Below are 25,549 nucleotides of genomic sequence, written 5' to 3'. Positions count from 1 at the left end.
AATAGAAAAGCGGTAAACCAAGTATGTAAAGACAAATTGCTAGACTCCATAACTGTACCGGCTTTTAGAGAAGTTCTTCTTCTACATTGACTGCACTCGAAGAATTTTTTTCCTGAAAACCAGTATTGCTTAGGGCTACTTTTACAGGTTTTACAATAGATCCCTGTCTTCTCACGGTAAGCTTTCAAGTAGGATTCGCAACTCTCCTCGTTTGGAAAATGCTGGATAAACTCAATGATATTCATGGCTTTGTGTATTTTTAGCCAAGGAAAACCAATTCGACCTATTTAGGAACTACTTGTCACAAGCTGTCAAATAATATTTGGCTACGTGCAAAATCCCGTAGAGTCAGTAAATTTAGTATCTCTATTAGATCAGATTTAAATCTCTTGATTTTGTGGTTAGCTCTGCCAAATTCTTGACATTCATTTTTTTCATCAAATTAAACCGATGTACTTCCGCTGTTCTCTTGCTGATATCCAGCGCATCAGCGATTTCATTATTTCCTTTCCCTTCCAATATAAGTTCGAGTATCTGTTTTTCTCTATTGGTTAGATTCGCCAATTCTTCTGGAAGCACTTCTGATTTGGATGAAGACTTGGCTTTTCCGTTGACAAAATTATTGATGATATAAGCAGATACATCTCCAGCAAAAAACTTCCCGCCACCGGCTATGGTATGTAAAGCCTTCAAAAACTCACTTTTCGAGGACCCTTTGAGCAAATACCCATCGGCCCCAGCTTCAACGGCCTCCACTACATACTCTTCCGAATCATGCATAGATAGGACAAGCTTTTTGATATGTGGAAATGATTTGGACATTTCCTTCACCACTTCCAGTCCATTCATTTTAGGCATTCGAATGTCCACAATCAGTAAATCTGGATTTTGCAGTGCGACCACTTCTAGCGCTTCCACTCCATCAGATGCCTCATCGATTACATGAAACTCTTTTTCACTTTCAAGTAGGGACTTGATCCCATCACGTACTAATTCGTGGTCATCGGCTAAAACTATCTTGATTGGGTTCATATGCGCTTAAGTAAATACGTAGTAAAGTAACAGAATTTACGTATAAAAATCTAGGAAATCTACGTCAAAGGAATGTTGAGCGTGACTTTAGTACCTTCGTTTGGTGTGGAATTAATGAACAATCTTCCGTTGATATATTTCACCCGTTCTTTCATAAATGTGAGCCCCATTCCGCCTTCCTCGTCTGGTTTAGCTTTCAGTTTCGATTTGTCAAAACCTTTTCCATTGTCATCCACGATGATGCTCAGAATATTCTGACTATGCGAGACGGTGACAATGATATGCGAGGATTCTGCATATTTAATCGCATTGTTGATCGCTTCCTGCGTGATCCGGTACAGATTGATTTCCACCAAAGAATCCAATCGCTGTGAGAACTCGGACTTATTGAAAAGCACTATTTCTTTTCCAGTAAGCTTGGAAAGCTCCTGCGTCAATTCTGTCAGCGCTGGCACAATTCCGTAATCCTTCAATTCCGGAGGCGTAAGATTAAAGGTGGCAGTTCGCACTCCCTTGATGATATTTGAAGTGAGTTCTTTGAGCTTGATAATCTTCACTTCGGCTTTTTCCGGATCAGAAGAGTCTACACTTTCCAATAAATATTTCAATCCAGTGAGCATTTGCCCAATGCCGTCGTGAATATCCTTTGCAATGCGGTTTTGCTCATTCTCTTGGTTCTCGATGATTTGCCTTGATATCACTTTCTGCTGATGCATTTTCTCCTCAAAACTCTCCTTAGTCAGCTGCTCCACCTGATGCATATACTCCTTACGCTTGGTGATATCCATGCAAATCAAGATCAACTCTGATTTGTCCTCAGCAGAATTGAAAGGAATCATGGACACATCCAGCCAAATTTCTTCACCAGTTTGAGAGGTTGTCTTGAACTCACCTTCCCAACCAGATTTTTTGTTTTCGGCAATGATGCGATCTATCGTGAGCTGCTCATTTTCCAAGGGAGAGAGCAAATCAGAGATCTTCGCATTGATGTTGAATTTCTGTGCTTTGTAAAGCCTGCTGAAGCGCTCACCTATATGTGTGATGTAGCCTTCTGGCGTGATCCTCGCAAAAAGCAGAATCTGATCCATCGCTTTGCTAAGCGCTTGTAGTTCCCGTACTGATTTTTCCTTTGACTGACTGAGTATATCTGCATTCTTGGCCATTCGAATTGCTTTTTCCTCTGCATCCATTAGCTCATGAATACTTGCTTTCATGGCTTTGGCCGAAGGCCAAAAGATGATCAAAAACTCGCCGACTAAGACCAGCAATGTGAAGATCGTTATGAGCAATTCCAGTTGCTTTAAGCTTGAGACTTTCTCCTTGGCTTCGTGATCGTATTGATTCACGATCTCGTCCATTTTGATCAGAAAGCCAGTTGCGTTGGTTTCAATGATTTTCAATTGCTCCCCCATGGTAGAAGAATCCTCAGAAGTACTTGATTTCAGAAAAATGAAATTCTGCGTTGCATCAATCACTTGTTTGAAATCTGGATTGATTCCCTCAAACATACCCGTGATTTCAGAGCTATTGTCAACACTGAAATCCTGTGATTCATCTCCCAACTGTAAAAGCTGATGTGCTTTTTCCCAGCGATTCAGCGTGGATTGAATTGTGTCTATCTGCACTTTTGAATCTTCAGAAGATTGACTTTGCGACAGTAAAAGAACTTCCTTGTTCAGTTTTTGACTCAACATTCTCTGCCTGCCCGCCACATTGACCAGACGACTGTCATTTTCCTGATCATTCAGATATTTTCTGATGAGAATCTGGCTTGCGATCAAGGAGATGGCAATTGCTCCCAAAGCAATAATGTAGAGGCGGCGGAGACGATTAAAAGTATCTTGATCCAGCGATCGCGGTGTACCAGTCATTTGTTTAGGTAATAGCTTCTTTGACTAATTCGAGGCTTGAAGGTGAAAATGGTAATTGTAAAGCGGCTCTATGTCCTTTTTCAGACATTTTTGCCCAGGTTTTTTGAAGGATATCAATGACTTTGGCAGAATCATGTTTGGCAGCGAATTCTTCGAAATAATATTCCAAGAAAACCAGACAAATGACATCCTCCATGGTTTGCGTATCAGGATCTGTTTTCAGCTGCTTCTTTCTGATCAGGAATTTCACCCTTTCAATAGTCTCCTCATCGTAGCCAACTTCCTGTAGAATCCCCGCAGCCATATCAGCATGCATCTTCTTCAATTCTTCTCTCCACTTGAGATAACCCACTCGATCCATCGGGTAATCTGATCTAGGAATTTTCCATCTTCCGATGTGTTGTGCCCTCACGGCGAGCTGCATAGCTTCGGAAGATTCAGGATCGAATTGATCGATTTTTTCGGTCATACGAATGGAGTACAACAGTTCTTTTGCAATCACTTTTCCCAATACTTCTTCTTTGATGGGGTCTTCCGCATTGACCTGATCGATCAATGAGATTGCTTTCTGGAATTTGTTCATGTGTCAATTGGATTAATCTACGAATCCAATATATACATTTCCCTCCTGAATCCTGACCGGATAGGTCGCAATACTGTATTCTTCTCCGTTCAAATTGCTACCATCTTCCAGCGAAAAGGTCTTCTTATGAAGCGGACAAGCCACTTTTGGAATTCCCTGAGAATCGCCAGTCATGCCACGCGAAAGAACCATTTCCATCTTGTGTGGGCAAAGATTCTGACAGGCATACCAGGAGTTCGTTCTGGTGAAATAGTAAACTGCAATTTGCTTGAAGTTGTATTTCACACAGGCTCCAGCATTCTCCGGAAAGTCTCCTGTCTGACCTACTTTGATCCAATGAATAGCGTGCTGATCTGCTACGGATTGATAGTTTTTTAATAATTCTTCCATGATCTTTTTCTTATTGGATTACCAAGGTCTAGGCATTTTTTGATCTCTCATTGGCACGAATACCAAGCTTTCGTCGGTCTCATCAGAGTTGACAAAAGGCTTAAATCTCTTCATCATCTGAGGATCCTCGATAGCTTCTTTCCACTCACATGCATACTGGTTTACCAACTCCTGCATCTCAGCTTCCAGTTCTTCGGCTATTCCGAGGCAATCTTCTACCACTACTTTTTTCAAATATTCTATTCCACCTTCCAACTTGTCCAACCAAGGCGCAGTTCGCTGAAGTGGAGCGGCCGTTCTGATATAGTAAACCAAGAATCTATCTAGGTATTTGATGCAGGTATCGTCGTCTAGTTTTTCTGCCAAAAGTATTGCGTGCTTCGGAGTAGCTCCGCCGTTACCACATACAAAGAGGTTCCAACCGCCTTCGACTGCGATTACTCCGAAGTCCTTGCCTCTAGCTTCAGCACACTCGCGAATACAGCCAGATACGCCACCTTTTAGTTTGTGAGGGGAACGAAGGCCTTTGTATCGATCTTCGATTCTGATGGCAAAGCTTACACTATCGTGCAATCCAAAGCGGCACCAGGTAGATCCCACACAGCTTTTTACTGTTCTCAGTGATTTACCGTAGGCATGTCCACTTTCGAAACCAGCATCGATGAGTTCCTTCCAAATCAATGGTAATTCATGCAGCTGAGCTCCAAAAAGGTCAATTCTCTGACCACCGGTGATTTTGGTATAGAGATCGTATTTCTTCGCCACTTGTCCCAGCACCATCAATTTGTCCGGAGTAATCTCTCCTCCCGGAACTCTTGGTACTACAGAATAGGTACCGTTTCTCTGAATATTGGCCAAAAATCTATCGTTCGAATCCTGAATAGGAGCCTGACGATTGGCAGTTTCCATGTAAATACTAGCGAAAATCGAAGCCAAAACGGGCTTGCACATCTCACAACCATGACCTTTGCCATGACGATCCAGTGCTTCATCAAAATCCATAATGCTGTGCAACTTTACCAAATCGTACATTTCCTGACGGCTGTACTCGAAGTGTTCGCAGATAGTTTCTTTCACTTCTTGTCCCATGGATTTCAAAGTGGCCGTAACCAAATCTGTCACCATAGACTTACATCCACCACAGGAACTGGAAGCTTTTGTTTGTTTTACTACATCTGAGAAAGTGCAACAAGCACCACTTGTGATAGAGTCACAGATCGTTCCTTTGGATACTGCTTCGCAAGAGCAAATCTGAGCTGTATCTGGCAAATCCAGCACTGAACCCAATGCACTTTTGCTCTCTCCACCTCTGGAACCCAAGATCAAATCTTCCGGATTCTCAGGAAGCTTCATCGCATTTATGTACAACTGAAAAAGCGTATTGTAATCTGAAGAATCACCGACCATGATTCCGCCCAATAGCTTCGAACCGTCTTTAACTATGTTGATTCTCTTGTAAACTCCACGCTGCTTGTTTTCATAAACAATCGCGGTTATTTCATCATTTTCGATAAAAGGATCTCCAAATGATGCCACTTCCGTTCCCACCAATTTCAGTTGAGTCGACATGTCTATGGAAGGACTCATAAGTTTTTCTCCACCGGCAATTTGATCTACAGCGACTCCTGCCATCTCATATCCAGGAGCGACTAGTCCGTAGATGCCATTATTATATAATGCTACTTCTCCGATCGCGTAAATCGCCGGATCGGAGGTTTCCATTTTATTATTTACATAGACTCCACCCCGCTCGCCAGTTCGTAAGCCACATTTCACAGCCAATTCGTCTCTAGGACGAATACCTGCGGAAATGATCAGCATGTCAGTTTGGAGGGAAGTTTCGTCAGTGAAGTCGATTTTTTCTATACCTGCTTCTCCTACGATTTCCTTGGAGTTTTTACCCAAGTGAATTTTCATTCCGAGGCTCTCGATCTTGCTTTGAAGCATGTCACTGGCAGCTTTGTCCAGTTGACGTGGCATGAGTCGTGGTGAGAATTCGATTACATCAGTTTGCAACCCGAGCTCTTTGGCAGCATTTGCCGCTTCCAAACCTAGCAATCCTCCACCTAAGACAGATGCTTTAAATTTACCTTCCTGCTTAAGTTTGTCTGCGTAGTCTTTGATTGCATCAAGATCTTCGATAGTCCTATAGACAAATACACCCGGCTTGTCCACGCCTTTGATACTAGGGACAAAAGGAGCTGAACCTGTAGCCAAAATCAGGTAGTCATATTCGAAATAGTCATGCTTATGCGTGAAAACCCGCTTAGTCTCAGTCTCGATGGAAGTGATCATTTCTCCCGAGCGAAGCGTGATATTATTCTCGCCATACCAGTCCCGGGAAGCCAAAAGTAGCTTATCCGCAGAATCCAACGTGAAGTATTCGCTTAGATGAACCCGATCATAAGCTGGTCTGAATTCTTCCCCGAAGACTACCACCTCAAACTGATCACGAAGAGGGTGAGCAGCTAGTTTTTCGCAAAACTTATACCCTACCATTCCATTTCCTATGACAATAACTTTCTTCATGGCTACGTAATTTAGAATCCAAATATAAGTATAAATACGTAATTACAAAGAAAACAGTAGAGAAATACTTACTTATAATAAGTATTTTAAAGCAGCTTAAAAAGTAATAAAGCATCCATTTACAGTCAAATGGATGCTTTATTAAAATTTCAAATACCTAGTACGTATTTTTTACTCTACTAAGTGTCAAGCATACGTAATAACGGGAAGACTGAGTGAATTCAGATCGTTGTCTTAATTGTGTTATCAGCTATTAGATAAATCTATCTTGAATTTGGCTTCACAAATCTTGGAGGAGGAGGCTTCTTCGGATAGTGAGGCAGTCAGGAGACTACAATAAAAAGGGCATTCTCGAGAAGCAGGATAACGCTACGTTTCGATCTACGTGTCGCCCTCTGTGTCCATCGTGGTTATACCATGAAGTATCTGGTCATTTTCAAATTCACTCTAAACAAAAAAAAGCACTCCATGACGGAGTGCTTTCAAATTATTTTTGTGCTAGAATTAACCTACTCTTTCTGTCTGAGAGAAGTAGAATGATCCTTCGATAGCTGCATTTTCGTCTGAGTCAGAACCGTGTACAGCATTTGCTTCGATAGACTTAGCGAAGATCTTACGGATAGTACCTTCAGCTGCATCAGCAGGATTGGTAGCGCCGATCAATTTTCTGAAATCTTCTACTGCATTGTCTTTCTCAAGGATAGCTGCGATGATAGGTCCAGAAGACATATAAGTACATAGATCAGCGTAGAAAGGTCTTTCTGAGTGAACTTCGTAGAATTTACCTGCGATAGCTTGAGTCAATTGAGTAGCTTTCATGGCTACGATTTTGAAGCCTGCTTCTTCGATCATTTTCAAAATCGCTCCTGAATTACCTGCAGCAAAAGCATCAGGCTTGATCATGGTGAATGTTCTGTTAGTTGCCATGTTATTCGTTTTTCATTGGTTTAAATCGGGCGCAAAAATAGACTTTTTAGTAGCATTCTCTGCATTTACTTCTGTAATTATAAGCTACCCCCTTCATTGTCAGCCAACTACTATAATTGGGAATTGTCAAAAAATTCCTGACCTTTGCGAGCTACAAGAGCCAAAAAGCAGCTAAATGTATAAAATGGAAGCTTTAGCCTCGTTTAAGAGAGAGATATCTTCACCCAAAAAAATATTCATTACCACTCACGTCAAACCCGATGCCGATGCATTGGGTTCTTCATTGGGAATGGCTAACTACCTACTCAAGAAGGGACATGAGGTAACTGTGGTGACGCCAACGGATTACCCTTCATTTCTTAATTGGATGAAAGGCAATGATTCTGTGCTGGATTTCAGTAATCCCAAGCACACAGAGATTGCCACCCAAAAGTTAAATGAAGCTGATCTTATTTTCTGTTTGGACTTCTCTGTCTTAAAAAGGGTCAATGAATTAGGCGAAATGATCCGCAAGTCGGATGCACTCGTAATCAATATCGATCACCATCAGGATCCGGAGGATTTTGCTGACTTCAAGTTTTGGAGTACAGAGGCCGCCGCTACCTGTGAATTGGTATATGAACTAATCGTACAGCTAGGAGATGAGAAACTTCTAGACAAAGACATCGCAGAGTGTCTTTACGCAGGCATCATGACCGATACGGGTGGGTTTAGACATCCCAACACCACTAAGAACGTGCACCTTGTGGTCGCGGAATTGCTGGATTTAGGTGCCGACACTTCCCAAATTGCCAATTGGATCTACGATTCCAATTCGGTGAATAGATTGAAATTTATCGGTTTTGCTATCAGTCGTCGTCTGGTGGTCTGTGAAGATCTTCATATGGCCTATTTTGCGATCAGCAAAAAAGATCTTAAAAAATATCAAAGCCGTACAGGCGATACCGAAGGTTTGGTCAATTATGCTTTATCTTTGGACGGGATAAAGTTGGCAGCCTTATTTTCGGAACGCGAAGACGGTATTAAAATCTCCTTTAGATCATCCAGTGAAGTTGCTGTGAATAAATTTGCAGCAGAATACTTTGATGGAGGTGGACATAAAAATGCCTCAGGAGGCAAGTCCACATTAAGTCTTAGAGACACCGTAGAGCGATTCGAATCTTTAGTGGAAGAGAATCAGGATGATTTATACCGTTCTGTTCCCGTTACCGCAGATTGATGACCTTCGAACACCACCACATTACCTTGAAAAATCACTTATCCTTTATGAAAAATTCAAAAAGCCTTTTGGCAATCCTTGCTCTCTTGGTTGGAGCGAGCATCTTGACTTCATGTAAAAAAACTAAAGTCACTGAAAAAGACGGTATCGAATATACCTATGTAAAAGAAGGAAATGAAAAAGCTCCAAACGGTGAGTTTTTACTTTACAACCTTGAGATCACTACTGCATCTGATTCTGTGATTTATTCCACGGCAGATTATCCTTTCCCTGGCTATATAATGGCCAATGATTCTATGCCAGTTGAGACGGGTATGGATGAGATCTTCCTAAGCCTTCGCAAAGGAGATAGTATTGCTTTCGAAACTTCTATTAAAAATATTTATGGAGAAAATGCGCCTCCAACAGTGAATAAAGAAGATATCGTAAAAGTTCGTTTGGGAGCATTTGAAATCATGAACGAAGAAGCTATTCAGGCATACTTTGAAAAAGTGATGGCTGCTGAGGACGTGAAAAAAGGTGAAAGAGCTAAAGAGAGAATAATAGAAGAAGAGAAAATCATTCAAGATTACATCAAAGAAAAAGGTCTAGCTGCTCAGAAAACAGAAAGCGGACTTTACTATGTGATCGAAGAAGAAGGAACTGGCGAGCCTGTTTCTGTAGGTACTACCATGCGTGTGAACTATGCAGGTTACTTGCTTGACGGTACGTTATTTGACACTTCTGTGGAATCCATAGCAAAAGAAAACAACATGTTTAACGAAGGTAGACCATATGAGCCACTTCCTGTGACTGTAGGTATGGGTCAAGTAATCCCAGGATGGGACGAAGGTTTATTATTGTTAAAAAAAGGATCAAAAGGCAAGTTTATCATCCCTTCTCCACTAGCTTATGGAGAAAATGGAGCTGGAGACATGATTCCTGCTAATTCAGTACTTGTTTTCGATGTGGATGTAGCGGAAGTACAGTAAGAGCCGTACTGTAAGTAAATCCAGTAACTAACACAAAACCAACGACGATGAAAATTAGAATATTTGCCATATTAAGCCTGATTGCAGGCAGTTTCGCAATGGCATCTTGTATTGACGAAGAGGCTACCGACGATGTAATTCTTTCGAAGGACAAGACAGCAATTGAAGAATACATAGCTTCTAACACACTTGTCAACGTCAAAGAATTTTATGACGAAACTAGTGGCCTAAGAGTTATTTGGCAAGAAGTCTCTGATTCTGGAATGGGTGTAACTGCTGGAGATACCTTGAAGGTAGATTACACTGGCAAATTGCTTTCAAATAAAGTATTTGATACCTCTATCAAGCAGGTGGCAGTAGATGAGGGAATATTTTCTTCGTCTAGAGTCTATACTCCTCTTGATTTTCCAGTAGGTTTCAATCTATTGATTCCAGGTTTCGAATTTGGTGTGGGTCAAATGGAGCAAGGTGATAAAGCCACCGTATTTATCCCATCTATGTTTGCATATGGTAAACAAGGTAGTGGTTCGATTCCTTCAAACGCTCCAATTATATTTGAATTAAACCTTATAGAGGTAACTCAAGGACCACAGCAGTAATTATGAGTATTTATAGACTTAGTATTTTCGCTTTTCTACTGATAGCAGTCGTATTCGCTAGTTGCGATTCAAAAAACCCATACGACACTGGGCCTGCTTATGATTATGCAGGTAACCTGACACAAGACAGCCTTTTGATCCTAAAGTACCTTGAAACCGCAGAGATAGATAGCTTATACCGCATCCATACTGAAAGCGGCGTCGTGGTGATTGTACAAGAAGAAGGAATAGGCTCTCGCCCGAATAGCGGAAATATTATCTATACTAAATATACGGGGGCGTTGATGAGCGATGGCTCTGTGTTTGACACCAATATAGAACAAGTAGCTAGAGATAATGATATCTATGATGAAAGTAGAAGTTATGACCTTTTCAGCTTCGTTCTAGGCTCAGGCAGTGTTATTCCAGGTTGGGATAGAGGCTTCCTAAGACTAAGATCAGGTTCAAAGGCAAAATTTATCATACCCTCACCATTAGCTTATCAGAATTCTGAAACGCAAACTAAAATTCCAGCCAACTCGATATTGATTTTCGATGTAGAGTTCAAAGGAATGGACTAAAAAATAAGAGAGGGCTTCGGCCCTCTTTTTTTTGTCTTTACTTTTTTAAGTACTGAACACAAAAGGCGAAATAAAATGCCAATACTTTCTCATTCAGAGAAATCTGGTTTTAGCCGTAAAAAAGCCATTTCATCATTCAGATTGATGTAGGAATAGATCATCCCCTTGTGCACAAAGGTCTTTCCAGCAAAGTATTTTCCCAAAATTGAAATCCTGTTCCTGAGTTTCTCCTCATGGATTTGCTCTAGCTTTTCGTTGAATACCGTCAATACATAGACATACCTCGCACTTTCCGGATTGCTCTGGTCCAGCTCACGACTGTAGCGATAGAAGCGTTGGGAATCCGGATCTTTGACTAATGGCCCAAACGTAATTTCCTGATTCTTCCGCTGAGCCCAGTACTCGAATGTCGCATGGGTAGTAACTTCTTTTTTATACTCCCCACTTTTCTTGTCGGAAGTAATCATACTGTGATAGGATCGGTGAACGACGCTATCAATTTCAGACATGTAGTACCACAACTCATTACTTGCTGAAGTGGACAAAATGAAATCAGGGCCATTCAAAGTCAGGAATTTCATCTCCGTAGAACTGCTTCTTCTCCCGATGGAATGATTCACCGTGATGGTGTATTCTTTCAGTTGATCCCAGAAATCAATCGGAATAAGCTTCATGGATTTATCCGAAAACCTCACTTTTGCGATTCCGAGAATCTGGCCTTTTGGATTGAAGTTGCCATAGAAACCCGCATAATACGTTCCATCAGAAGCGATTTCGCCAGATCCATCTATAGTAGTTTCATAGGGCAGCCGATCACCTTTCAGAGAATTATTATCAAGCTTGTAGGTTTCGATTTTCTTTCGTGCGGAATCCATCCGATGAATCACATAGAAATCTCTGAAAAACGTCTCTCCCAGGACAGTTTTCTTAATCCCCGAAGGATAATACTCCTTAATGCTATTCCTACCCCGCATATCGTACTGGATCAAGCGCAGCAGCTTTTGTTTTTCCACATCTATCACCTCCACACGCCCAGTTTCAGGCTCCAGATTGTATAGTAGCCCTTCTTGTGCAGAATAATCAGCCATCGTAAGATTCATACCCAAATAAGGCTTGGTCTCTCCTGCATCTATCCTGACGGTATCTATGGTATAGCTAAACTCAATTTTGCTTTTGGGAACCATTACTTCCTCCTTTTCCTCTTTGGCAGAGCAACTCATCATCACTATCAAAAAAAGAAAAGTCAGAAATCTGGTCATTCTTCTAAGATAGGTTTCAATCTTATAAAAGCCAGTTCATCATCGATATTGAGAAATGTGTAAAGCATACCGTCTTTGATGAATGTTTCTGGAATACCCCTAAAATTTTCAATTTTTTGCTCTTTAAGCATGTTAAATTCCCTATCAAAAAATGTGAGGTAATAATCATTTGAGAACGTGTCATCACTATTATCTTTCCCTTCACTACTAAATCTCCAATAAAGGCTTTTTGCTGGATCAGAAATGAATGGGCCAAATTGTATTTGTTTATTCTTTTCACCTGATGCATCGAATAATGCTTCCCTAGTAGTTACGTTGGTTGGGAAATTAAGAATTCGCGCATTTTCTGTGAGTTGGGAGTTGAATGTATGGTGGCTCAAACTGTCTAGTTCAATGTCATAAACGTAGACTTCATTGAATGCAGAATTGCTGACATACAATTGGTTTTCTTCAAATTGTGAAAAGAAACTTTCACCAGTAGACATAGTCCCACCTCCTTCCATTTCTAATGCAATCTGAAATTTGTCCAAGTCGGCAAACATATCCAGCGGAACGAATTGTAGTTCTTTTGTTTCTTTATCTAAAATTCCTAATCCCTTAGAAGAAACCGGATAACTATTCCCGGAAATTGGTGCTGCATAAGTTTTCCCATCACCAGTAAATAAGCCACGATGACTTAGCCTGTTCATTTCGCCTAGATCATATCCATTTAAATTCTTGGCGTCAAAATCAAACTTTTCAACTAATTCGCCTTTGGGAGTTATTTCGAAAATCATATTAAAATCATAAAGCATAATGTTTCCATTATCCAGAACTTGCATCGAGGAGATATAACCTCCTCCCACACCATTTGGTCCTTCTTTTTCCAACTTTATTGCTTCTTTGAATTTCAGATTATCCAAGTCTACCACTTCTAAAAGTAAGTCTTGAGGATTAAGATTATAAAGGTATTTCCGATCTTTGGAAACATCAGATAAACTCAAACCCCAGTTGAGGAAAAAGAAATGCTCCCCAGCATCCACCATCACCGTATCGATGGTGTAAGTGAAATCAAAAGCAGCAGTTTTTTCAGTTTCAGATTCCTTCTCTGAAGAACAGCTTATAAAAGCAATTACTAGTAGTAGGTATAGGTATCTAGTCATTTCCAAAGTTTGGTTTCAGCCGTACAAAAGCCATATCATCCTCCAGATTAAGAAACTGATAAAAGTCTCCATCTTTGATAAATGGCTTGCCTGCCATCATCCAATTTTCTAATTGGTATTCCCCAAGTTGGTTTAGATCCAGGTCAAAAAACGTGAGGTAATAATTCCTAACCATCTTCTCTCCATCCATATGATCAAAATCAGAGGAGATCCTCCAGATCATATTTCGCTCAGAATCGAGTATGAGATTACCAAAACTAACTTCCTTGTCTCTTGCATTTCTGGCCTCTTTGAATGCATCCTGCGAAGTTACTTTGTTGGCAAAATTCCCCGCTTTTACATTCTCGGTCAAGTTAGATTTATTGGCTTTTACAGTTACTTCCAATGTTGCTTTATCAAGTACCCAAAACTCATTAAAAGCAGATTGCTGTATGATAATTTTGTCTTCCAGCTCCAGCAACGTGATATTTTCACCAAATTTCCCCCGCATACCTGTGCCATCACTCATTGCAACTTCGATAGTGAATTGATCCAGTTTATCCATCTGGGGAATCGGAATTACCTTGACTTCTAAGCTCCCAAGATCAATTTTTGCTAAGCCATGGTTTTCGTAAGGTTTCTCTTGGATACCATACCAGGAATAGAATATAGAGCCATCTGAACTAAGTAAGCCGCCATTTTTAAGTTCTTCATTTGCAGCCAGAGCGTCTGGCGACAAATCAGATCTTTTGAAGGAATAGTAAGTAGCCTGATTCGTGGTTAAGTCCATTTTGATCACTTTATTTTGTGAGGCAAACATAAACTCATCTGTGGATAGCGCTCGATATGCTCCAAAATAAGGACTTGTACCAATCCCATTCGGGCCTTCCTGCTCCAATTTCACCACGCTGGAAAGCTTCAGTTCGTCCAGATCTACGATTTCCATTTCAATAGTTTTTGCATTGAAATTGAGCAAATACTTTCCGTCTGGAGTGATGTCTGATGACCCTAAATTCTGTTGCAAATAGATAAAGTGATCGCCGGGATCTACTTGTACAGTATCAATAGTATAAGAAAACTCAAAAGCATCAGGTTTAGAACCCTCCGAACTTTTCTCAGAAGAGCAGCCAACCAAAGCCAGTGCAAGTAGCAAACAATTTAATTTATTCATAGTCATATTTTGGAGTCAATATCTCAAAAGCCATTTCGTCATCGATGTTGATAAATCGGTAGAAACTTCCATTCCGCATAAAGGAAATTCCGAAATCTCCCATTTCTTCATGGATCAAATTCAGATCTTGATCAAAAATCGTCAGCACCCCTTTCTTCTCTACTTTTCCATCAGGTTTAACTTCTTTCAAAAAGCTCACACGATAATAGTAGCCAGTGGTAGGATCGAAGTGAATCTCCCCGTACATAGGTTCCTTGTTTTTTTCTCCCATAGCCGAATTGAATTCTTCCATAGTTCCCACTTTCCGAGGATAATTCCCTGGCTTTTCTGCAGGCAATAATTCAGTTTCATAGAAGTACTCTCTTAAAGAATCCAGCTCCAAATCATAGACAGATATACCGTTCATAGCTCCGTTAGAAATCAGGAATTTTGAGCCATTTACTATAAGATAGGATTGATCACCTGCTATGATAGTACCTCCATTTTGTTCCAGGAGAAGCTTAAATTCTGTAAGCTTTTTTAAGGTGGGTAAATCCACCATTGTCAGCTTTTTGGTATTCAAATCCATGATGGCCAAACCATCTTGCTGCGGCTTTTCAGGAATATTCGAGGCAGTGTATATACCATAATAAGTGGAGCCATCTGGCGAAATCCTATCATTTCTAAATTCCAATACGCCATTTTTCAATTGACTTAAGATCTCTTCATCAGTAGTCCATTTGATTTCTCTTATGAGATTTCCGGAAGGGTCAAATCCCTTTATCTCTCGATAGACCGTGAAATAATAGTCTCCAGATTCCGTAACATTTATATCTCCTATTCCCATCTGACCTATTCCATTTGGACCCTCTGGCTCTAATGCCAAAGAATCGGAATACTCTAATTTTTCTAGATCAACGATGTCCAGTCTAGAAAAAGGCCGGTTGAATAGGTAGAGTTTATTGGAGTCAGGAGATAAACTTGTTCCCATCAGCCCATTATTCAGGAAAAACAGTACCCCTTTTGAATCAATGTGAACGGTATCTAATTCGTAGGAAAAGGTGAAGTTTTTAACTTCTATAGCGTCTGATTTCTTCTCTGAAGAGCAGGCACCTAAAGCCAATGCGAGTACTAAAAAAGAGTATTTATTCATAGGAAAATGTTGGTTTAAGCCTTACAAAGGCCAGTTCATCCTCGATATTAATAAAGCTGTAAAGCATTCCATCTTTGAAGAAAGGCTTCCTGAAATCATGGAAATTCTCTAATTCTTGCTCTTTGAGCATCTTAAAATCAGCATCAAAAAAAGTGGCGACCTGCTTGAAAACAACAGAATCCGCAATCATACGGTCTTTGTCTGTACTCAGTCTCCAAAAGATATTTTGTTCCGGTAATTTCAAAAACTCTCTAAAAGAAACTTGTTCGTTTTTTGCCTTCTCAGCATCAGTCCATTCTTTACTTGAGTGCACTTCGTTAGGGAAATTTCGAATTTTTTCGTTGTCTGTAAGGCTAGCTGTAAAACTGTAGTGAGAAAGGCTGTCAGAGCTAGTATTATAGTGATACACATCGTTATAAGCCGAAGAGGATATAATCAGATTATTGTCAATGAATCTCAGGTAAGAAGACTCTCCTGTAGCGATACCAGGAGCATTTCCCTCTTGATACATGATTTCAAATTGCTTAAGCTCTTCAAATAGTTTCATAGGAATGTACTTAATCGAGTCAGTCTCTAACTCAATCACTACGATTCCTTTTGCTGGTGTTTTATAATCAAAGTTGACTAGTGTGCTCGCGAGTAATTTGCCGTCATCAGAAAGTACGCTGGTCCATCCAATTTTCTCTTCCTCTTTTTGATCGTTATTTTGAATTTTGATTTGATCAAGTTCTATGGTTTTAACAAGCTTACCCTGCTCAGAGACAATGTGGATTTTAAACTGACCAAACAAACCGATATTACCATTTTCCAATACCTGAATTTTTCCATAGTAAGGCAGCCCAATTCCATCAGGACCTTCTTTTTCTAACTGAATTGTCTTCTCTAATTTGAGATTGTTCAAGTCCACAATCTCCAGTAGGAAGGTTTTTGGATTTAGATTATAGAGCAGTTTCCGGTCTTTGGAAACATCTGACAAACTCAAATCCTCGTTGAGAAAAAAGAAGTGCTCCCCGGCATCCACCATCACGGTATCCACGGTGTAGGAGAACTTAAAATCATCATTGTTTTCTGCCTCGGATTTCTTTTCCGAAGAACAGCTTATAAAAGCTATTGCGATTAATAGGTATAGATATCTAGTCATTTTCAAAGTTTGGTTTCAGTCTTATAAAAGCCACTTCATCTTCGAGGTTCAAAAAATGCCAGAATTGGCCATCCACTAAGTAAGGGCTAAGATCAGTGATATAATTTCCCGAAATACGTTCCTCACCGAGCTGATTCAATTCCTCGTCAAATGCAGTCAAGATCGTTTTATATACAATACTGTCATTAGCAGCTAGTCGATCCATTTCCTTGCTGAAGCGCCAAAAAATCATTCGGTCTTTGTCATAGATCACATCGCCAAAAGTGACCTCTTTACTCTTTTCTGCCCTTGCAGAGTTGAGGTCCTCTCGTGAACTGGTTTGTCGGGGAAAGTTTCCTTTTTTGATATTTGAAGTGAGTGTACTTTCATATGTTTTTTCTGTCAGAGAATCTGTTTGAATGTCATATTTCCAGATCGCGTTTTTTGCAGAGGTAGAGATCAAAAGCTGATCATTGATCAGATTAAGCCTGGTTTGTTCCCCCATTCGCATGGTCCTACCATTCATCTCCATCTCAATCATAAAGTCTTTCAGAAAATCTAAGAAGTCAGTTCTAATTAATTTCCTGGTCTGATCAGCTGTATTGAGGATCACCAGACCCTCCGTTTCAGCAATTGGCCCTTGGGTACCAAACAATCCATAAAAAATCTTCCCGTCTTTGGTCGAGAGACTAGAGAGGTTGACAGATTCCCCAGCCTTCAGCTCATCGCCTTTCCATTCCTTCGGATCCAATTTGACCTCTCCAAGTTTATGCCCTTCAGCATCCATTCGCTTGATCCCCGTAATGTCATAAAGGATAGTTTGTCCATCAGGCGTTTGATTGATTTTCATGACAAATCCTCCACCCATTCCATCCGGACCTTCTTCCTGATACTGGATGACTTCCTTGAGATTTAGCTCCTCCAGATCGATAACTTCGACGTTGTGATCAATAATATTAAGATTATAGAGCAATTTATTTTCTGCGTCTACATCCGAAAATCCAAAGTTCGTTTTGACAAAAAAGAGATGCTCTCCGGCATCCACCATCACGGTATCTATGGTGTAGGAGAATTGGAAATTATCGGTTTCGCTTTTGGAGGATTCCCCTGAGGAGCAGCCTGCTAGCGCAATTGCCAGGATTAAAAGGATATCCTTATTCATTAGTAAAGCTTGGTTTGATACGTATAAAAGCCAACTCATCATTCATATTCAAAAAGGTGTAGATCATCCCATCGTGCATTCGGAAATTATTAGGGAATTCAAATTCTGCTGGGAGTTGTACTTCTCCAAGTGGTTCAAAATTGGGATCTATCGCTGTCAATACAGTTTTGAACACCAGGCTGTCTTCTCCAATCATGCGATCCAATTCTTTCGAAAATCTCCAGCGGTAGCCGGTTTTATTATCTAGTTCCCAAGGTCCAAACGTCACCTTTTTAATTATTTCCTCTCTCAACTTATCGAATTCGTTGAGATCAGTTATGGTTTTTGCTTCCCCAGGTTTTTGCTCATTGCTAGTTAATTTGCTGTCATATTTTTTGGTGATCAGGGAGTCAGTCGTCAAATCATAGATCATGAGCATGTTTTTGGAAGTTGGGGAAAATAGGATTTTATCCTTGCTAGGTTCAAAAAACACAGCGGTGGAAAAGCCTCCTCTTATTTCCCCGTCTAGTTCCAAGGTTAAGTTGTTTTCCCTGATGAAATCCAGTGCTTGAGTTTGGATTAACTTTCCTGTTTCTCTCTCAAGATCAAACCATACGATTCCTTCAGGTTTATCTGACATTTCTGAGGTTTCATAAAGGCCCGCCAAGTATCTACCATCATTCGAAATACCGTTGGATTGTACACTTAGGCTTTTTCCGGAAGGAATCAAATCTGTGATATAGGATTCTCTTGTAAGTGTCGTTTGCTTAGTTACTTGCCGGTTGGCATCCATGTACCTTAGCGTGTAGTTATTGGAAAACACAAAACCTCCATTTTCCAATGCGATTATTTTGGATGGGGAACCGATTCCATTTGGCCCTTCCCGTTCGAGTTGGATCAGTGTATCCAGACTCAAGGTTTCCAGGTTTATTTTCTCCAGGACAGTTTTCATCATATTCATGTTGTAGAGAAATTTCTGCGAGGGATCCAGCGTAGAAATATTTAGAAAGTAATTCAGAAAGAGAATCTCGCCTTTGGAGTCAACCTGTACGGTGTCCAATGAAACGGTGAAAGTCCGCTGCTCAATAGTATCAGAAGGCTTGCTACAAGAAATCATAACTGCAGCAACCAATATAAGAGTTAGGTATTTATTCATAGGAAATTGTTGGTTTAAGCCTCACAAAGGCCAGTTCATCCTCGATATTCAAAAAGGTATAAATCATCCCCTTTCGGGCAAAGTACTTGTAGGGAAGCACGAAATCTGATGGCAGCAGTTCCTCATGAACTTGGTTGAACTCTGGATCAAAGGCAGTTAGGACGGTTTTGTATTGGATTGTGTCTCCTTTCATATAATCCATTTCCTTGGCAAAGCGCCAATAGACGTCGTTATGCTCATCAAAAAATAGAGAACCATAGCTGACTTCTTTGCTTTTCTCATTGAAAATCGCTTGAAATTCCTCTTCAGAGTCAGAGCGAGGTGGGTAGTTTCCCTTAGCTTCCTGGCTGGTGAATTTACTGGAGTAAGTTTTAGAAGAAATGGAATCTGTAGCGAGGTTGTAGAAATAAATCTTGTTTTGAGCGGAATTTGAAAACAACAAACTATCGTTTTTCATCAGAAGGCTGATGTCAGCCATAAGCATATTCATCGGGTGTACTTTCTCATAATAGAAAATAGTTTGATACTTATCCAATTCCTTAAATAAGCCTAACTCTTTGTACTTCACACGCTTATTTTCCAGATCAAACAGTGCCAGCCCGTCTGCAGAATCTTCCATTTTCTCGCCACCGTACAATGTCGCAATGGTTTTCTCATCCTTAGAAAGCGTTTCATTTAACTGGATCCTCTTGCCTTCCGGAAGTCTCTCACCTTCAAACTCCTGCTTTGCATAGACCATAGTAGAAAGCTTGTTTCCTTCCTGATCGAAATGATAAACTTCATAATTGTCCGATAGGTAAAAAGTCCCATCAGCAAGCATATAAATATTGGACATGTAGGGAGACCGAATTGCATTGGGTCCATCTACGGTCATTGGAATGACCCGTTCCAGTTTCAGGTTGTCCAGATCAATAACTTCTATGCCTGTTGGATTTACCCCAGTTTTGAAATTGTATAGATATTTTCCGTCTTGAGACAATCCGGAGTTAATTAGAGAACTATTCAAGTAAATGAATTTGTCCCCAGCATCCACCATTACGGTGTCCAGTTCGTAGGAGAGTTCAATGGCCGTTCCTTGCGTATTTTCAGCACCGTCTTTAGTGCCGCAACTGGCTAAAACCGCCAGAATAATTGGAGTAAGTAGTTTGATTTTATTCATAAGTGGGTTTGATTCGGACGAAGCCAAGTTCGTCTTCCAGGTTGATGTAATAATAAAGTGAGCCTTCTATGAAGAAGGAGTAAGACAGGGAAATGGGATAATCCATTTTTTCTTCATGGATTTGATTGAGTTCCTCGTCGAAGATGGTCAGGTAGCTGTTGAAAATTGGTTGGTTTTCACTTATGCGATCTAGTTGAACAGTGTATCTCCAGTAGATGTTGTTGTGATCATCGAAGAGAAACATTCCGAAATTCACGTCCTTCATTTTCTCCAGCTGAAGGCTGGAGAATTCATCGCGGGATTCACTGTGATTTTTATAATCCGTCTTTTTACTATCCGGAGTCAAGGAGGAGTGAAAAGTTTTCTTTTCAGTAGTTCCTTTTTCAAGATTATATAGGTAAAGCTCATTGATTGCCGAGGAGGAAATTAGAAGTTGATTCCCATTCCGCATCACATAGACTTGTTCCTCTGCAGCGCTGGTAATATTTCCATTGGCAGCTTGTAAATAAAGATTGAACTGCTTGAATTCCTCGTAGATTTTCAAGGGAATTTTCTGCAACTCCTTGGTCTGGAGATTTACGATAGCAAGGCCAGTTTCTGAGTCCCAGTCTCCTTGTTTTCCATAGGTGCCAAAATAGAATTTTCCATCAGCGGATACCTCGCCTTGCAAATTGATTTTCTCATCCTTGGATAAGGTATCCCCTTTAAGCGAGTCTGAGTGAAAGAAATACTTGGTCAATTGATCCTGCTCAGCATTCAACCTCTGTATATATTTCCCCTCCCCAAGAAAAAGATCTCCTTGGTTCGACACATTGAAAACAGACCAATAGTTAAATCCAATGCCTGTGGGTCCGTCCTTTTCTATAGTGATTGCTTCCTTGAGTGTCAAACGATCCAAATCTATAATCTCTAGTTTTGAAGTATTCAGGTCAAAATTGTAGAGTAATTTTTTGTCTGAAGAAAGTGCAAATCTTGGTTGCTGATTGCCTAAATGGACAAAATCATCACCCGCATCGACTCGAACCGTGTCAATGGTGTAGGAGAAATTGATCGCATTGACCTGTGTATTCTCAGCACTTTCTTGAGAACCGCAGCCGACTAAGGCCATTAAAATAATTGGAAATAGGAATCTGTGTTTAGTCATAGCTAGGTTTGATTCGGACGAAGCCAAGTTCGTCTTCCAGGTTGATGTAAGAATAAAGCGAGCCTTCTTTGAAGAAAGTAAGTGAACCCTTTTCGGAATACTCCACTTTTTCCTCGTGAAGTTGGGTGAGATTATGATCAAAAATAGTTAGCACAATATCGTAGGTAGCTGAATCGCCAATCATGCGATCGAGAGTTGTACTGAATCTCCAGAATTTCTCATTTTGATCATCGTAGTGAAACTTAAGGAAATTTACCTCTTTCACCTTCTCCTTTGCGTGGTCGAACAGCTCTTTCTGTGAACCTGCAGTTTTCTGAAAATTACCTTGCTTGGAATCGTCAGTAAGTTCAGAGTGGAATGATTTTTTTTCTACTCTGCCATCAGAAATGCTTACTAGATAGATTTCATTATATGCTGTAGTTGAAATAAGAATTTTGTCCTCAAATGGGAGGTAAAAAACTGTCTCTGTGACAGACGTTTTGGAATCCTCATTAGGTCTAAATACAATTTCAAATTTTTCGATTTTTTCAAAAATATCCAGTGGCACTTTTTTTAGTTCCTTGGAATTGAGATTCACTATGGCGAGACCATTTTTGTGGCTATTATCCTGCTTTCCATAGTTGCTAAAGTAGAATTTTCCATCATCTGACATAAATCCCTCAGGGTATATCTTTTCAACCTCTGACAATGATTCTCCTTTCAATGAGTCTGATGAAAACCAATACCTACTTTTCTTATCCTTCGCTGCATTGAGTTTAATCATGTGAGACCAATTATTCAGGAAGAGTTCGCCGGAGTCAGAGACATGAACCATAGGTATATATGAATTCGCGGCGTCAACCCCTGTTGGGCCTTCATTTTCCAGCTTTATCACTTCTTTGAGTCTTAACTCATTTAGGTCAATAACCTCCAATTCGGGAACGGTTGGGTTGAAATTATAGAGTGTTTTCTTATCTGAGCTGAGGGAAGATGAACGTAAAAACTTAGCCAAATAAATAAAATGATCAGCTCCGGGATCTACCTGCACGGTGTCTATTTCTACCGTGAAATCCAGACTTGAAGAGTTGCCATTTTCAGAAGATCCTTTTTCTCCGCAGGAGGCGAGAAGGACGAGGGAAAGTAAAGGGAGTAGTTTTCTCATTGTTGCTTAAAAATCAAAAGTGAATACAGCAAAGCCTAGCTCATCTTCTATGTTGACGTAGGAGTACAGCTTGCCGTCTTTCATGAAATAGGAACTTGGTACAGTCTTTAGCCCTTCCACTATTGTCTCACCCAATACATTGAAGTCCTTATCGTAGGCGAAAAGGTATAGTTCGTAGGTCGTGGGATCGCCTTGCTCTTTACCCAGAAAAGTTTTTTTGCCAAAGCGGAGATACATTTCCCGACTTTCATCCCATAAGATTTCTTGGTAGTTCAATTGTTCATTGAGCTTTTTTCGATTTTCTTTGACTGTAGCTTCATCAGTGGGGTTTTTGACTATATCCACCTGCATCACATTTGGGACAGTTTGGTGCTGAATATTCTTGAATTCAATCGTATTAGACTCCTTATCAAAAACATATACCCCACTCATGGGGCTGCCAGACAAAATCAGACTACCCGGTAAGGAAGTTGTGTACCTCGGCACTCCATAATAAAAGAAGGTGGTGTACTTTCCCGATTGAGTCTCAAAAGTTCCGCTGAGATCATCAATTATCTTCATCTCTGGGATAGGTATAACTTGAGTATCCTGGGATTTTGGGTCAATTACAAATAGCCCATATTCACCGGCATTTTCAAAAGATGGCTGGGTGTAAATTTTTTGAGTATCAAAATCATAAATGGCACCACTGAAAAGCGCGGGGTAGTCATTTGCTAATTCTGGGTCAATCCCCTCTGGAACTACTCTTAGGTCTTCAATTTTTTTTCCTTCCTGGTCAAATACTCCCATGGTAGTATAACTTTGCAGGAACAATTGATCATTGGTACCCACCTCGAATCCTGTTAAGTATGGACCAGTACCATTAGGCCCTTCCTTTTCAAATTCCGTTTTTCCGACCAGTTTCAATTGATTCAAATCCACCTGCACCAATTTTGGAGGATCATTTTCAAAAAACAGTAAAAGACTTTTATCCTCATTTAATCCTCTGGTACCAAGCTCATAATTGAGGTTAAAGAAATCATCGCCTGCATCCACTACCATTGTATCGACTGAGAAGCTGAGGTTTTCTAGGATGTTTTTCTGTTCAGTGGATTCAGACTCTTTATCACCACAGGCAGAAAGAAGTGCTAGAATGGAAATAGTAAGGAGTTTTTTCATAGTTTCTTAAAAATTAAAAGTGAATACTGCGAAGCCGAGCTCGTCATCGACATTGACATAGGAATAGAGCTTGCCGTCTTTGAAGAAGGGGGATTCAAGTCTATAATCAATTTCATCTAGCCTTGTCTCTCCGAGGAGATTTAAGTCTTTGTCATAGGTGAAGAGGAAAACCTCAGAATCTTTTTCCAATTCAGGAGTTTCCTGTGGTGTTAAGTTATATCCCAATCGGAAATATTGTTTTCGCTTTTTATCCCATAAGAAATCATCAAAGCTTGTTTGATAAATGAATTTGGCCGTTTCAGCCTTGAACTCATTTTCATCGGACACCTCTTGTTTTATTTCACCTGATTTGCTTGGAGCAACTAGCTGGTGAGGAAATTCAACTAATCTCAAAGAGTCAAATTGATAATCATACACATAGCTGTCTGAATTGGCACTGCTTGTAATAAAAAGTTTGTTGTTCAAAATATTCAAAGAAACACCTTCACCCCTTCCCATAAATAGCTTTCCTGTGTTGAGGCTTACTCTAAACTTTAGCGTTGAAATCATAGCGGGCAGTGAAATTGACTTTCCGGTTTTTGCTTCTGGATCTATAATTATTAGTCTTACATCCGAACTTGTTTTGTAAGGATTTGTCAAGGCAAAGAGGTGCTTTTCATCAGGTGAGATATGGGTTTTATTGGTAATCAGGCTTTCTTCATCAATGTCAAGACCTCCTATTTCTTTAAAATTGAATTTTAGACTTTTCTCTTTTTCTCCGTTCATGTTGTAGATTCCGACATTGATGCCAGAAGAAACAAATAGAAACCTGTCATCACTCAAAGGTTGGATAGAGGGAGGATTGAAACCGATAGAATTTGGGCTTTCCCTTGAGAATTGGTAGATATCTGTCAATGCTAATGTTTGTAGATCAATCTCGTTAATGGCTGTTTTACTGTAGTCATAATGGAAGAACTTCTTCTCGTCTAGCGAAATGGAAGAAAACCGTGAACCATGGGAAAGATCTATGATTTCATTTCCAGGATCCACTACCACCGTATCAATGGAATAAGTCAGGTTTTCTAAGATGTTTTTTTGTGAAGTGGACTCTGAAGTATCTTTTGTTTCACAGGAATAAAGAGAAACAAGTAGAGTAGCGTAAAAAAATAATCTCTTCATAAACAGTAGGGTTAGCTATAAAACTAAATAAACTGTCTTAAAAAAGCGATCCTAGAATGTTAATAAATCAAAAAATTTGGGGGTAAATGGCAATAACTTTTCGTAACCCCGCTCTACTTCGCTACTCAGTATTTTCAATCCCATGGGGCTTGCAATTCCGAGTACTTATTGTTGGATTTATAATCTTCCTTAAAATAGTGTCGCCCCATTCGGGGCTCCTAAAATCATATCGTTCTTTAACCCTGCACTTTGTACAGGGTCATGAATAGTTAGGCTCCTTCGGAGCTAGCTAAAAAATGCAATTGACTCTTTTAAAAACTTCCTATTCTTGATATGCAATCCGGTAGTTTACCCATTATCCTTCCGGAAAAATCCGAAGGATTGTAACTTTTCATGACCATCGGCAAAGCCGGGGGATCTTGAGATAAAGATTAGCATTGGCAGCCCCTAATAGGGCGAAACGAAAACTAACTAGTAACGCTCCTGCGGAGCTATACTCAGAGTATAAGATATATTTCCTTATTAAAAAGATCCGAAGGATCGAAACGATTCATGACCCTCGGCGAAGCCGGGGGTACGCGATAGTGAGAGGTATGGCAGCCCCGAATGGGGCGAAACTGTTGAGTCTCGCCCCATTCGGGGCTAAGAAAAATCAACATGCTGACTCGTCCTAAAAAAAGTTTACAGGTTAGAGTTTAAATACTGGTATAGGTTTACAGTTTCATTTAGTCCTGTAATGGATTTACAAGAGTACGTTTTTTAGGGTAATAGTTTCTCCATAGCCTTTCTGTTTTTTGATTGGTTTGATGGATTTCTTCCGGTGTCAGGTTCCCAATGCTCATGTGTGGTCTTTCCTGATTGTAGAGCTTGACAACTTCTTCTAAGAGCAAAGTAGCCTCCTGGATAGTTTCTATTTGATAGCAGTCCAGGTATTCTTCTTTTATTATTCCATTTATCCGTTCTGCCAATGCATTCTCCAATGGATCTCCATTTTCGGTCATACTGATC

At 40.2% G+C, this 25,549-nt stretch carries 24 protein-coding genes; 4 read left to right on the top strand and 20 right to left on the bottom strand.

Annotation, left to right across the window (positions count from 1 at the left end; genetic code table 11):
* The 7 genes from BM291_RS21355 to BM291_RS21325 form a co-directional block, all read right to left on the bottom strand.
* Positions 1 to 245: transposase (locus tag BM291_RS21355; protein WP_139229168.1), on the bottom strand; the 245-nt coding region annotated here is incomplete at its 3' end.
* A gap of 124 nt (positions 246 to 369) precedes the next feature.
* Positions 370 to 1,032: a response regulator gene (locus BM291_RS21350; RefSeq protein ID WP_092901886.1), complete on the bottom strand. Its 663-nt coding sequence runs from the start codon at positions 1,030 to 1,032 to the stop codon at positions 370 to 372.
* A gap of 59 nt (positions 1,033 to 1,091) precedes the next feature.
* The gene (locus tag BM291_RS21345; protein ID WP_092901883.1) at positions 1,092 to 2,903 is read right to left on the bottom strand and encodes a sensor histidine kinase; all 1,812 of its coding nucleotides are present in this window, start codon (positions 2,901 to 2,903) and stop codon (positions 1,092 to 1,094) included.
* A gap of 4 nt (positions 2,904 to 2,907) precedes the next feature.
* Positions 2,908 to 3,486 carry a DUF4202 domain-containing protein gene (locus BM291_RS21340; protein WP_092901880.1) on the bottom strand — a complete coding sequence of 193 codons (579 nt, stop codon included), beginning with the start codon at positions 3,484 to 3,486 and terminating at the stop codon, positions 2,908 to 2,910.
* Positions 3,487 to 3,498: 12 nt separating this feature from the next.
* On the bottom strand, positions 3,499 to 3,876 hold the full coding sequence (gene nirD / locus BM291_RS21335; RefSeq protein WP_092901877.1) for a nitrite reductase small subunit NirD: 378 nt from the start codon (positions 3,874 to 3,876) through the stop codon (positions 3,499 to 3,501).
* Positions 3,877 to 3,894: 18 nt separating this feature from the next.
* Positions 3,895 to 6,405, bottom strand: coding sequence for a nitrite reductase large subunit NirB (gene nirB / locus BM291_RS21330; RefSeq protein ID WP_092901874.1), 2,511 nt, complete (start codon positions 6,403 to 6,405; stop codon positions 3,895 to 3,897).
* Positions 6,406 to 6,909: 504 nt separating this feature from the next.
* A complete protein-coding gene (locus BM291_RS21325) occupies positions 6,910 to 7,332 on the bottom strand; it encodes a nucleoside-diphosphate kinase (protein ID WP_092901871.1) in 423 nt (140 codons plus the stop codon).
* Between the two features lie 184 nt (positions 7,333 to 7,516).
* On the opposite strand from BM291_RS21325, the gene BM291_RS21320 reads away from it, so the two are divergent.
* Genes BM291_RS21320 through BM291_RS21305 form a run of 4 tightly spaced genes read left to right on the top strand, consistent with a single transcriptional unit; the run spans position 7,517 to position 10,681 of the window.
* Entirely contained in the window at positions 7,517 to 8,551 is a 1,035-nt protein-coding gene (locus tag BM291_RS21320; protein ID WP_092901893.1) for a DHH family phosphoesterase, read from the top strand.
* A 47-nt stretch (positions 8,552 to 8,598) separates the two neighbouring features.
* Positions 8,599 to 9,522 carry an FKBP-type peptidyl-prolyl cis-trans isomerase gene (locus BM291_RS21315; RefSeq protein WP_092901889.1) on the top strand — a complete coding sequence of 308 codons (924 nt, stop codon included), beginning with the start codon at positions 8,599 to 8,601 and terminating at the stop codon, positions 9,520 to 9,522.
* 47 nt (positions 9,523 to 9,569) lie between these two features.
* Positions 9,570 to 10,121 (top strand): FKBP-type peptidyl-prolyl cis-trans isomerase, encoded by a 552-nt coding sequence (locus BM291_RS21310; protein ID WP_245786939.1) that lies wholly within the window; start codon positions 9,570 to 9,572, stop codon positions 10,119 to 10,121.
* 2 nt (positions 10,122 to 10,123) lie between these two features.
* Complete coding sequence (locus tag BM291_RS21305; RefSeq protein ID WP_092901865.1) at positions 10,124 to 10,681, top strand: FKBP-type peptidyl-prolyl cis-trans isomerase; 558 nt, start codon at positions 10,124 to 10,126, stop codon at positions 10,679 to 10,681.
* A gap of 89 nt (positions 10,682 to 10,770) precedes the next feature.
* Here BM291_RS21305 and BM291_RS21300 read toward each other — a convergent pair whose 3' ends face one another.
* From BM291_RS21300 to BM291_RS21240, 13 genes are all read right to left on the bottom strand, one after another.
* Positions 10,771 to 11,940 (bottom strand): DUF4221 family protein, encoded by a 1,170-nt coding sequence (locus BM291_RS21300; RefSeq protein WP_092901862.1) that lies wholly within the window; start codon positions 11,938 to 11,940, stop codon positions 10,771 to 10,773.
* Complete coding sequence (locus BM291_RS21295) at positions 11,937 to 13,082, bottom strand: DUF4221 family protein (protein WP_092901859.1); 1,146 nt, start codon at positions 13,080 to 13,082, stop codon at positions 11,937 to 11,939. Before BM291_RS21295 ends, BM291_RS21300 begins: the two co-directional genes overlap by 4 nt.
* On the bottom strand, positions 13,075 to 14,232 hold the full coding sequence (locus tag BM291_RS21290; RefSeq protein ID WP_175499767.1) for a DUF4221 family protein: 1,158 nt from the start codon (positions 14,230 to 14,232) through the stop codon (positions 13,075 to 13,077). The genes BM291_RS21295 and BM291_RS21290 overlap by 8 nt, the downstream gene beginning before the upstream one ends.
* The gene (locus BM291_RS21285) at positions 14,225 to 15,364 is read right to left on the bottom strand and encodes a DUF4221 family protein (protein ID WP_092901853.1); all 1,140 of its coding nucleotides are present in this window, start codon (positions 15,362 to 15,364) and stop codon (positions 14,225 to 14,227) included. Before BM291_RS21285 ends, BM291_RS21290 begins: the two co-directional genes overlap by 8 nt.
* Complete coding sequence (locus tag BM291_RS21280) at positions 15,357 to 16,505, bottom strand: DUF4221 family protein (protein ID WP_092901850.1); 1,149 nt, start codon at positions 16,503 to 16,505, stop codon at positions 15,357 to 15,359. The genes BM291_RS21285 and BM291_RS21280 overlap by 8 nt, the downstream gene beginning before the upstream one ends.
* Positions 16,498 to 17,646 (bottom strand): DUF4221 family protein, encoded by a 1,149-nt coding sequence (locus BM291_RS21275; protein ID WP_175499766.1) that lies wholly within the window; start codon positions 17,644 to 17,646, stop codon positions 16,498 to 16,500. The genes BM291_RS21280 and BM291_RS21275 overlap by 8 nt, the downstream gene beginning before the upstream one ends.
* The gene (locus BM291_RS21270; protein ID WP_092901844.1) at positions 17,639 to 18,781 is read right to left on the bottom strand and encodes a DUF4221 family protein; all 1,143 of its coding nucleotides are present in this window, start codon (positions 18,779 to 18,781) and stop codon (positions 17,639 to 17,641) included. The genes BM291_RS21275 and BM291_RS21270 overlap by 8 nt, the downstream gene beginning before the upstream one ends.
* Complete coding sequence (locus BM291_RS21265; RefSeq protein WP_092901841.1) at positions 18,774 to 19,940, bottom strand: DUF4221 family protein; 1,167 nt, start codon at positions 19,938 to 19,940, stop codon at positions 18,774 to 18,776. Before BM291_RS21265 ends, BM291_RS21270 begins: the two co-directional genes overlap by 8 nt.
* Positions 19,933 to 21,084 carry a DUF4221 family protein gene (locus tag BM291_RS21260; RefSeq protein WP_092901837.1) on the bottom strand — a complete coding sequence of 384 codons (1,152 nt, stop codon included), beginning with the start codon at positions 21,082 to 21,084 and terminating at the stop codon, positions 19,933 to 19,935. The genes BM291_RS21265 and BM291_RS21260 overlap by 8 nt, the downstream gene beginning before the upstream one ends.
* On the bottom strand, positions 21,077 to 22,225 hold the full coding sequence (locus BM291_RS21255; protein WP_092901833.1) for a DUF4221 family protein: 1,149 nt from the start codon (positions 22,223 to 22,225) through the stop codon (positions 21,077 to 21,079). The genes BM291_RS21260 and BM291_RS21255 overlap by 8 nt, the downstream gene beginning before the upstream one ends.
* Before the next feature lie 6 nt (positions 22,226 to 22,231).
* Positions 22,232 to 23,383, bottom strand: coding sequence for a DUF4221 family protein (locus BM291_RS21250; RefSeq protein WP_092901830.1), 1,152 nt, complete (start codon positions 23,381 to 23,383; stop codon positions 22,232 to 22,234).
* 6 nt (positions 23,384 to 23,389) lie between these two features.
* Positions 23,390 to 24,541 carry a DUF4221 family protein gene (locus BM291_RS21245; protein WP_092901827.1) on the bottom strand — a complete coding sequence of 384 codons (1,152 nt, stop codon included), beginning with the start codon at positions 24,539 to 24,541 and terminating at the stop codon, positions 23,390 to 23,392.
* A 725-nt stretch (positions 24,542 to 25,266) separates the two neighbouring features.
* The coding region (locus tag BM291_RS21240; RefSeq protein ID WP_139229167.1) for an integrase core domain-containing protein at positions 25,267 to 25,549 on the bottom strand (283 nt) is incomplete at its 5' end.

Origin of the sequence: Algoriphagus aquimarinus, assembly GCF_900112005.1 — a bacterium.
In the GTDB taxonomy this organism is placed as follows: Bacteria; Bacteroidota; Bacteroidia; order Cytophagales; family Cyclobacteriaceae; genus Algoriphagus; species Algoriphagus aquimarinus.
The sequence above is the reverse complement of the archived record's forward strand: the minus strand, read 5'-3'. Positions and strand labels throughout refer to the sequence as shown.

Excerpts from the sequence above, each read along its gene's own strand:
- BM291_RS21350 (WP_092901886.1), bottom strand. The coding sequence starts at position 1,032 with ATGAACCCAATCAAGATAGTTTTAGCCGATGACCACGAATTAGTACGT.
- BM291_RS21345 (WP_092901883.1), bottom strand. The coding sequence starts at position 2,903 with ATGACTGGTACACCGCGATCGCTGGATCAAGATACTTTTAATCGTCTC.
- BM291_RS21340 (WP_092901880.1), bottom strand. The coding sequence starts at position 3,486 with ATGAACAAATTCCAGAAAGCAATCTCATTGATCGATCAGGTCAATGCG.
- nirD (WP_092901877.1), bottom strand. The coding sequence starts at position 3,876 with ATGGAAGAATTATTAAAAAACTATCAATCCGTAGCAGATCAGCACGCT.
- nirB (WP_092901874.1), bottom strand. The coding sequence starts at position 6,405 with ATGAAGAAAGTTATTGTCATAGGAAATGGAATGGTAGGGTATAAGTTT.
- BM291_RS21325 (WP_092901871.1), bottom strand. The coding sequence starts at position 7,332 with ATGGCAACTAACAGAACATTCACCATGATCAAGCCTGATGCTTTTGCT.
- BM291_RS21320 (WP_092901893.1), top strand. The coding sequence starts at position 7,517 with ATGGAAGCTTTAGCCTCGTTTAAGAGAGAGATATCTTCACCCAAAAAA.
- BM291_RS21315 (WP_092901889.1), top strand. The coding sequence starts at position 8,599 with ATGAAAAATTCAAAAAGCCTTTTGGCAATCCTTGCTCTCTTGGTTGGA.
- BM291_RS21310 (WP_245786939.1), top strand. The coding sequence starts at position 9,570 with ATGAAAATTAGAATATTTGCCATATTAAGCCTGATTGCAGGCAGTTTC.
- BM291_RS21305 (WP_092901865.1), top strand. The coding sequence starts at position 10,124 with ATGAGTATTTATAGACTTAGTATTTTCGCTTTTCTACTGATAGCAGTC.
- BM291_RS21300 (WP_092901862.1), bottom strand. The coding sequence starts at position 11,940 with ATGACCAGATTTCTGACTTTTCTTTTTTTGATAGTGATGATGAGTTGC.
- BM291_RS21295 (WP_092901859.1), bottom strand. The coding sequence starts at position 13,082 with ATGACTAGATACCTATACCTACTACTAGTAATTGCTTTTATAAGCTGT.
- BM291_RS21290 (WP_175499767.1), bottom strand. The coding sequence starts at position 14,232 with ATGAATAAATTAAATTGTTTGCTACTTGCACTGGCTTTGGTTGGCTGC.
- BM291_RS21285 (WP_092901853.1), bottom strand. The coding sequence starts at position 15,364 with ATGAATAAATACTCTTTTTTAGTACTCGCATTGGCTTTAGGTGCCTGC.
- BM291_RS21280 (WP_092901850.1), bottom strand. The coding sequence starts at position 16,505 with ATGACTAGATATCTATACCTATTAATCGCAATAGCTTTTATAAGCTGT.
- BM291_RS21275 (WP_175499766.1), bottom strand. The coding sequence starts at position 17,646 with ATGAATAAGGATATCCTTTTAATCCTGGCAATTGCGCTAGCAGGCTGC.
- BM291_RS21270 (WP_092901844.1), bottom strand. The coding sequence starts at position 18,781 with ATGAATAAATACCTAACTCTTATATTGGTTGCTGCAGTTATGATTTCT.
- BM291_RS21265 (WP_092901841.1), bottom strand. The coding sequence starts at position 19,940 with ATGAATAAAATCAAACTACTTACTCCAATTATTCTGGCGGTTTTAGCC.
- BM291_RS21260 (WP_092901837.1), bottom strand. The coding sequence starts at position 21,084 with ATGACTAAACACAGATTCCTATTTCCAATTATTTTAATGGCCTTAGTC.
- BM291_RS21255 (WP_092901833.1), bottom strand. The coding sequence starts at position 22,225 with ATGAGAAAACTACTCCCTTTACTTTCCCTCGTCCTTCTCGCCTCCTGC.
- BM291_RS21250 (WP_092901830.1), bottom strand. The coding sequence starts at position 23,383 with ATGAAAAAACTCCTTACTATTTCCATTCTAGCACTTCTTTCTGCCTGT.
- BM291_RS21245 (WP_092901827.1), bottom strand. The coding sequence starts at position 24,541 with ATGAAGAGATTATTTTTTTACGCTACTCTACTTGTTTCTCTTTATTCC.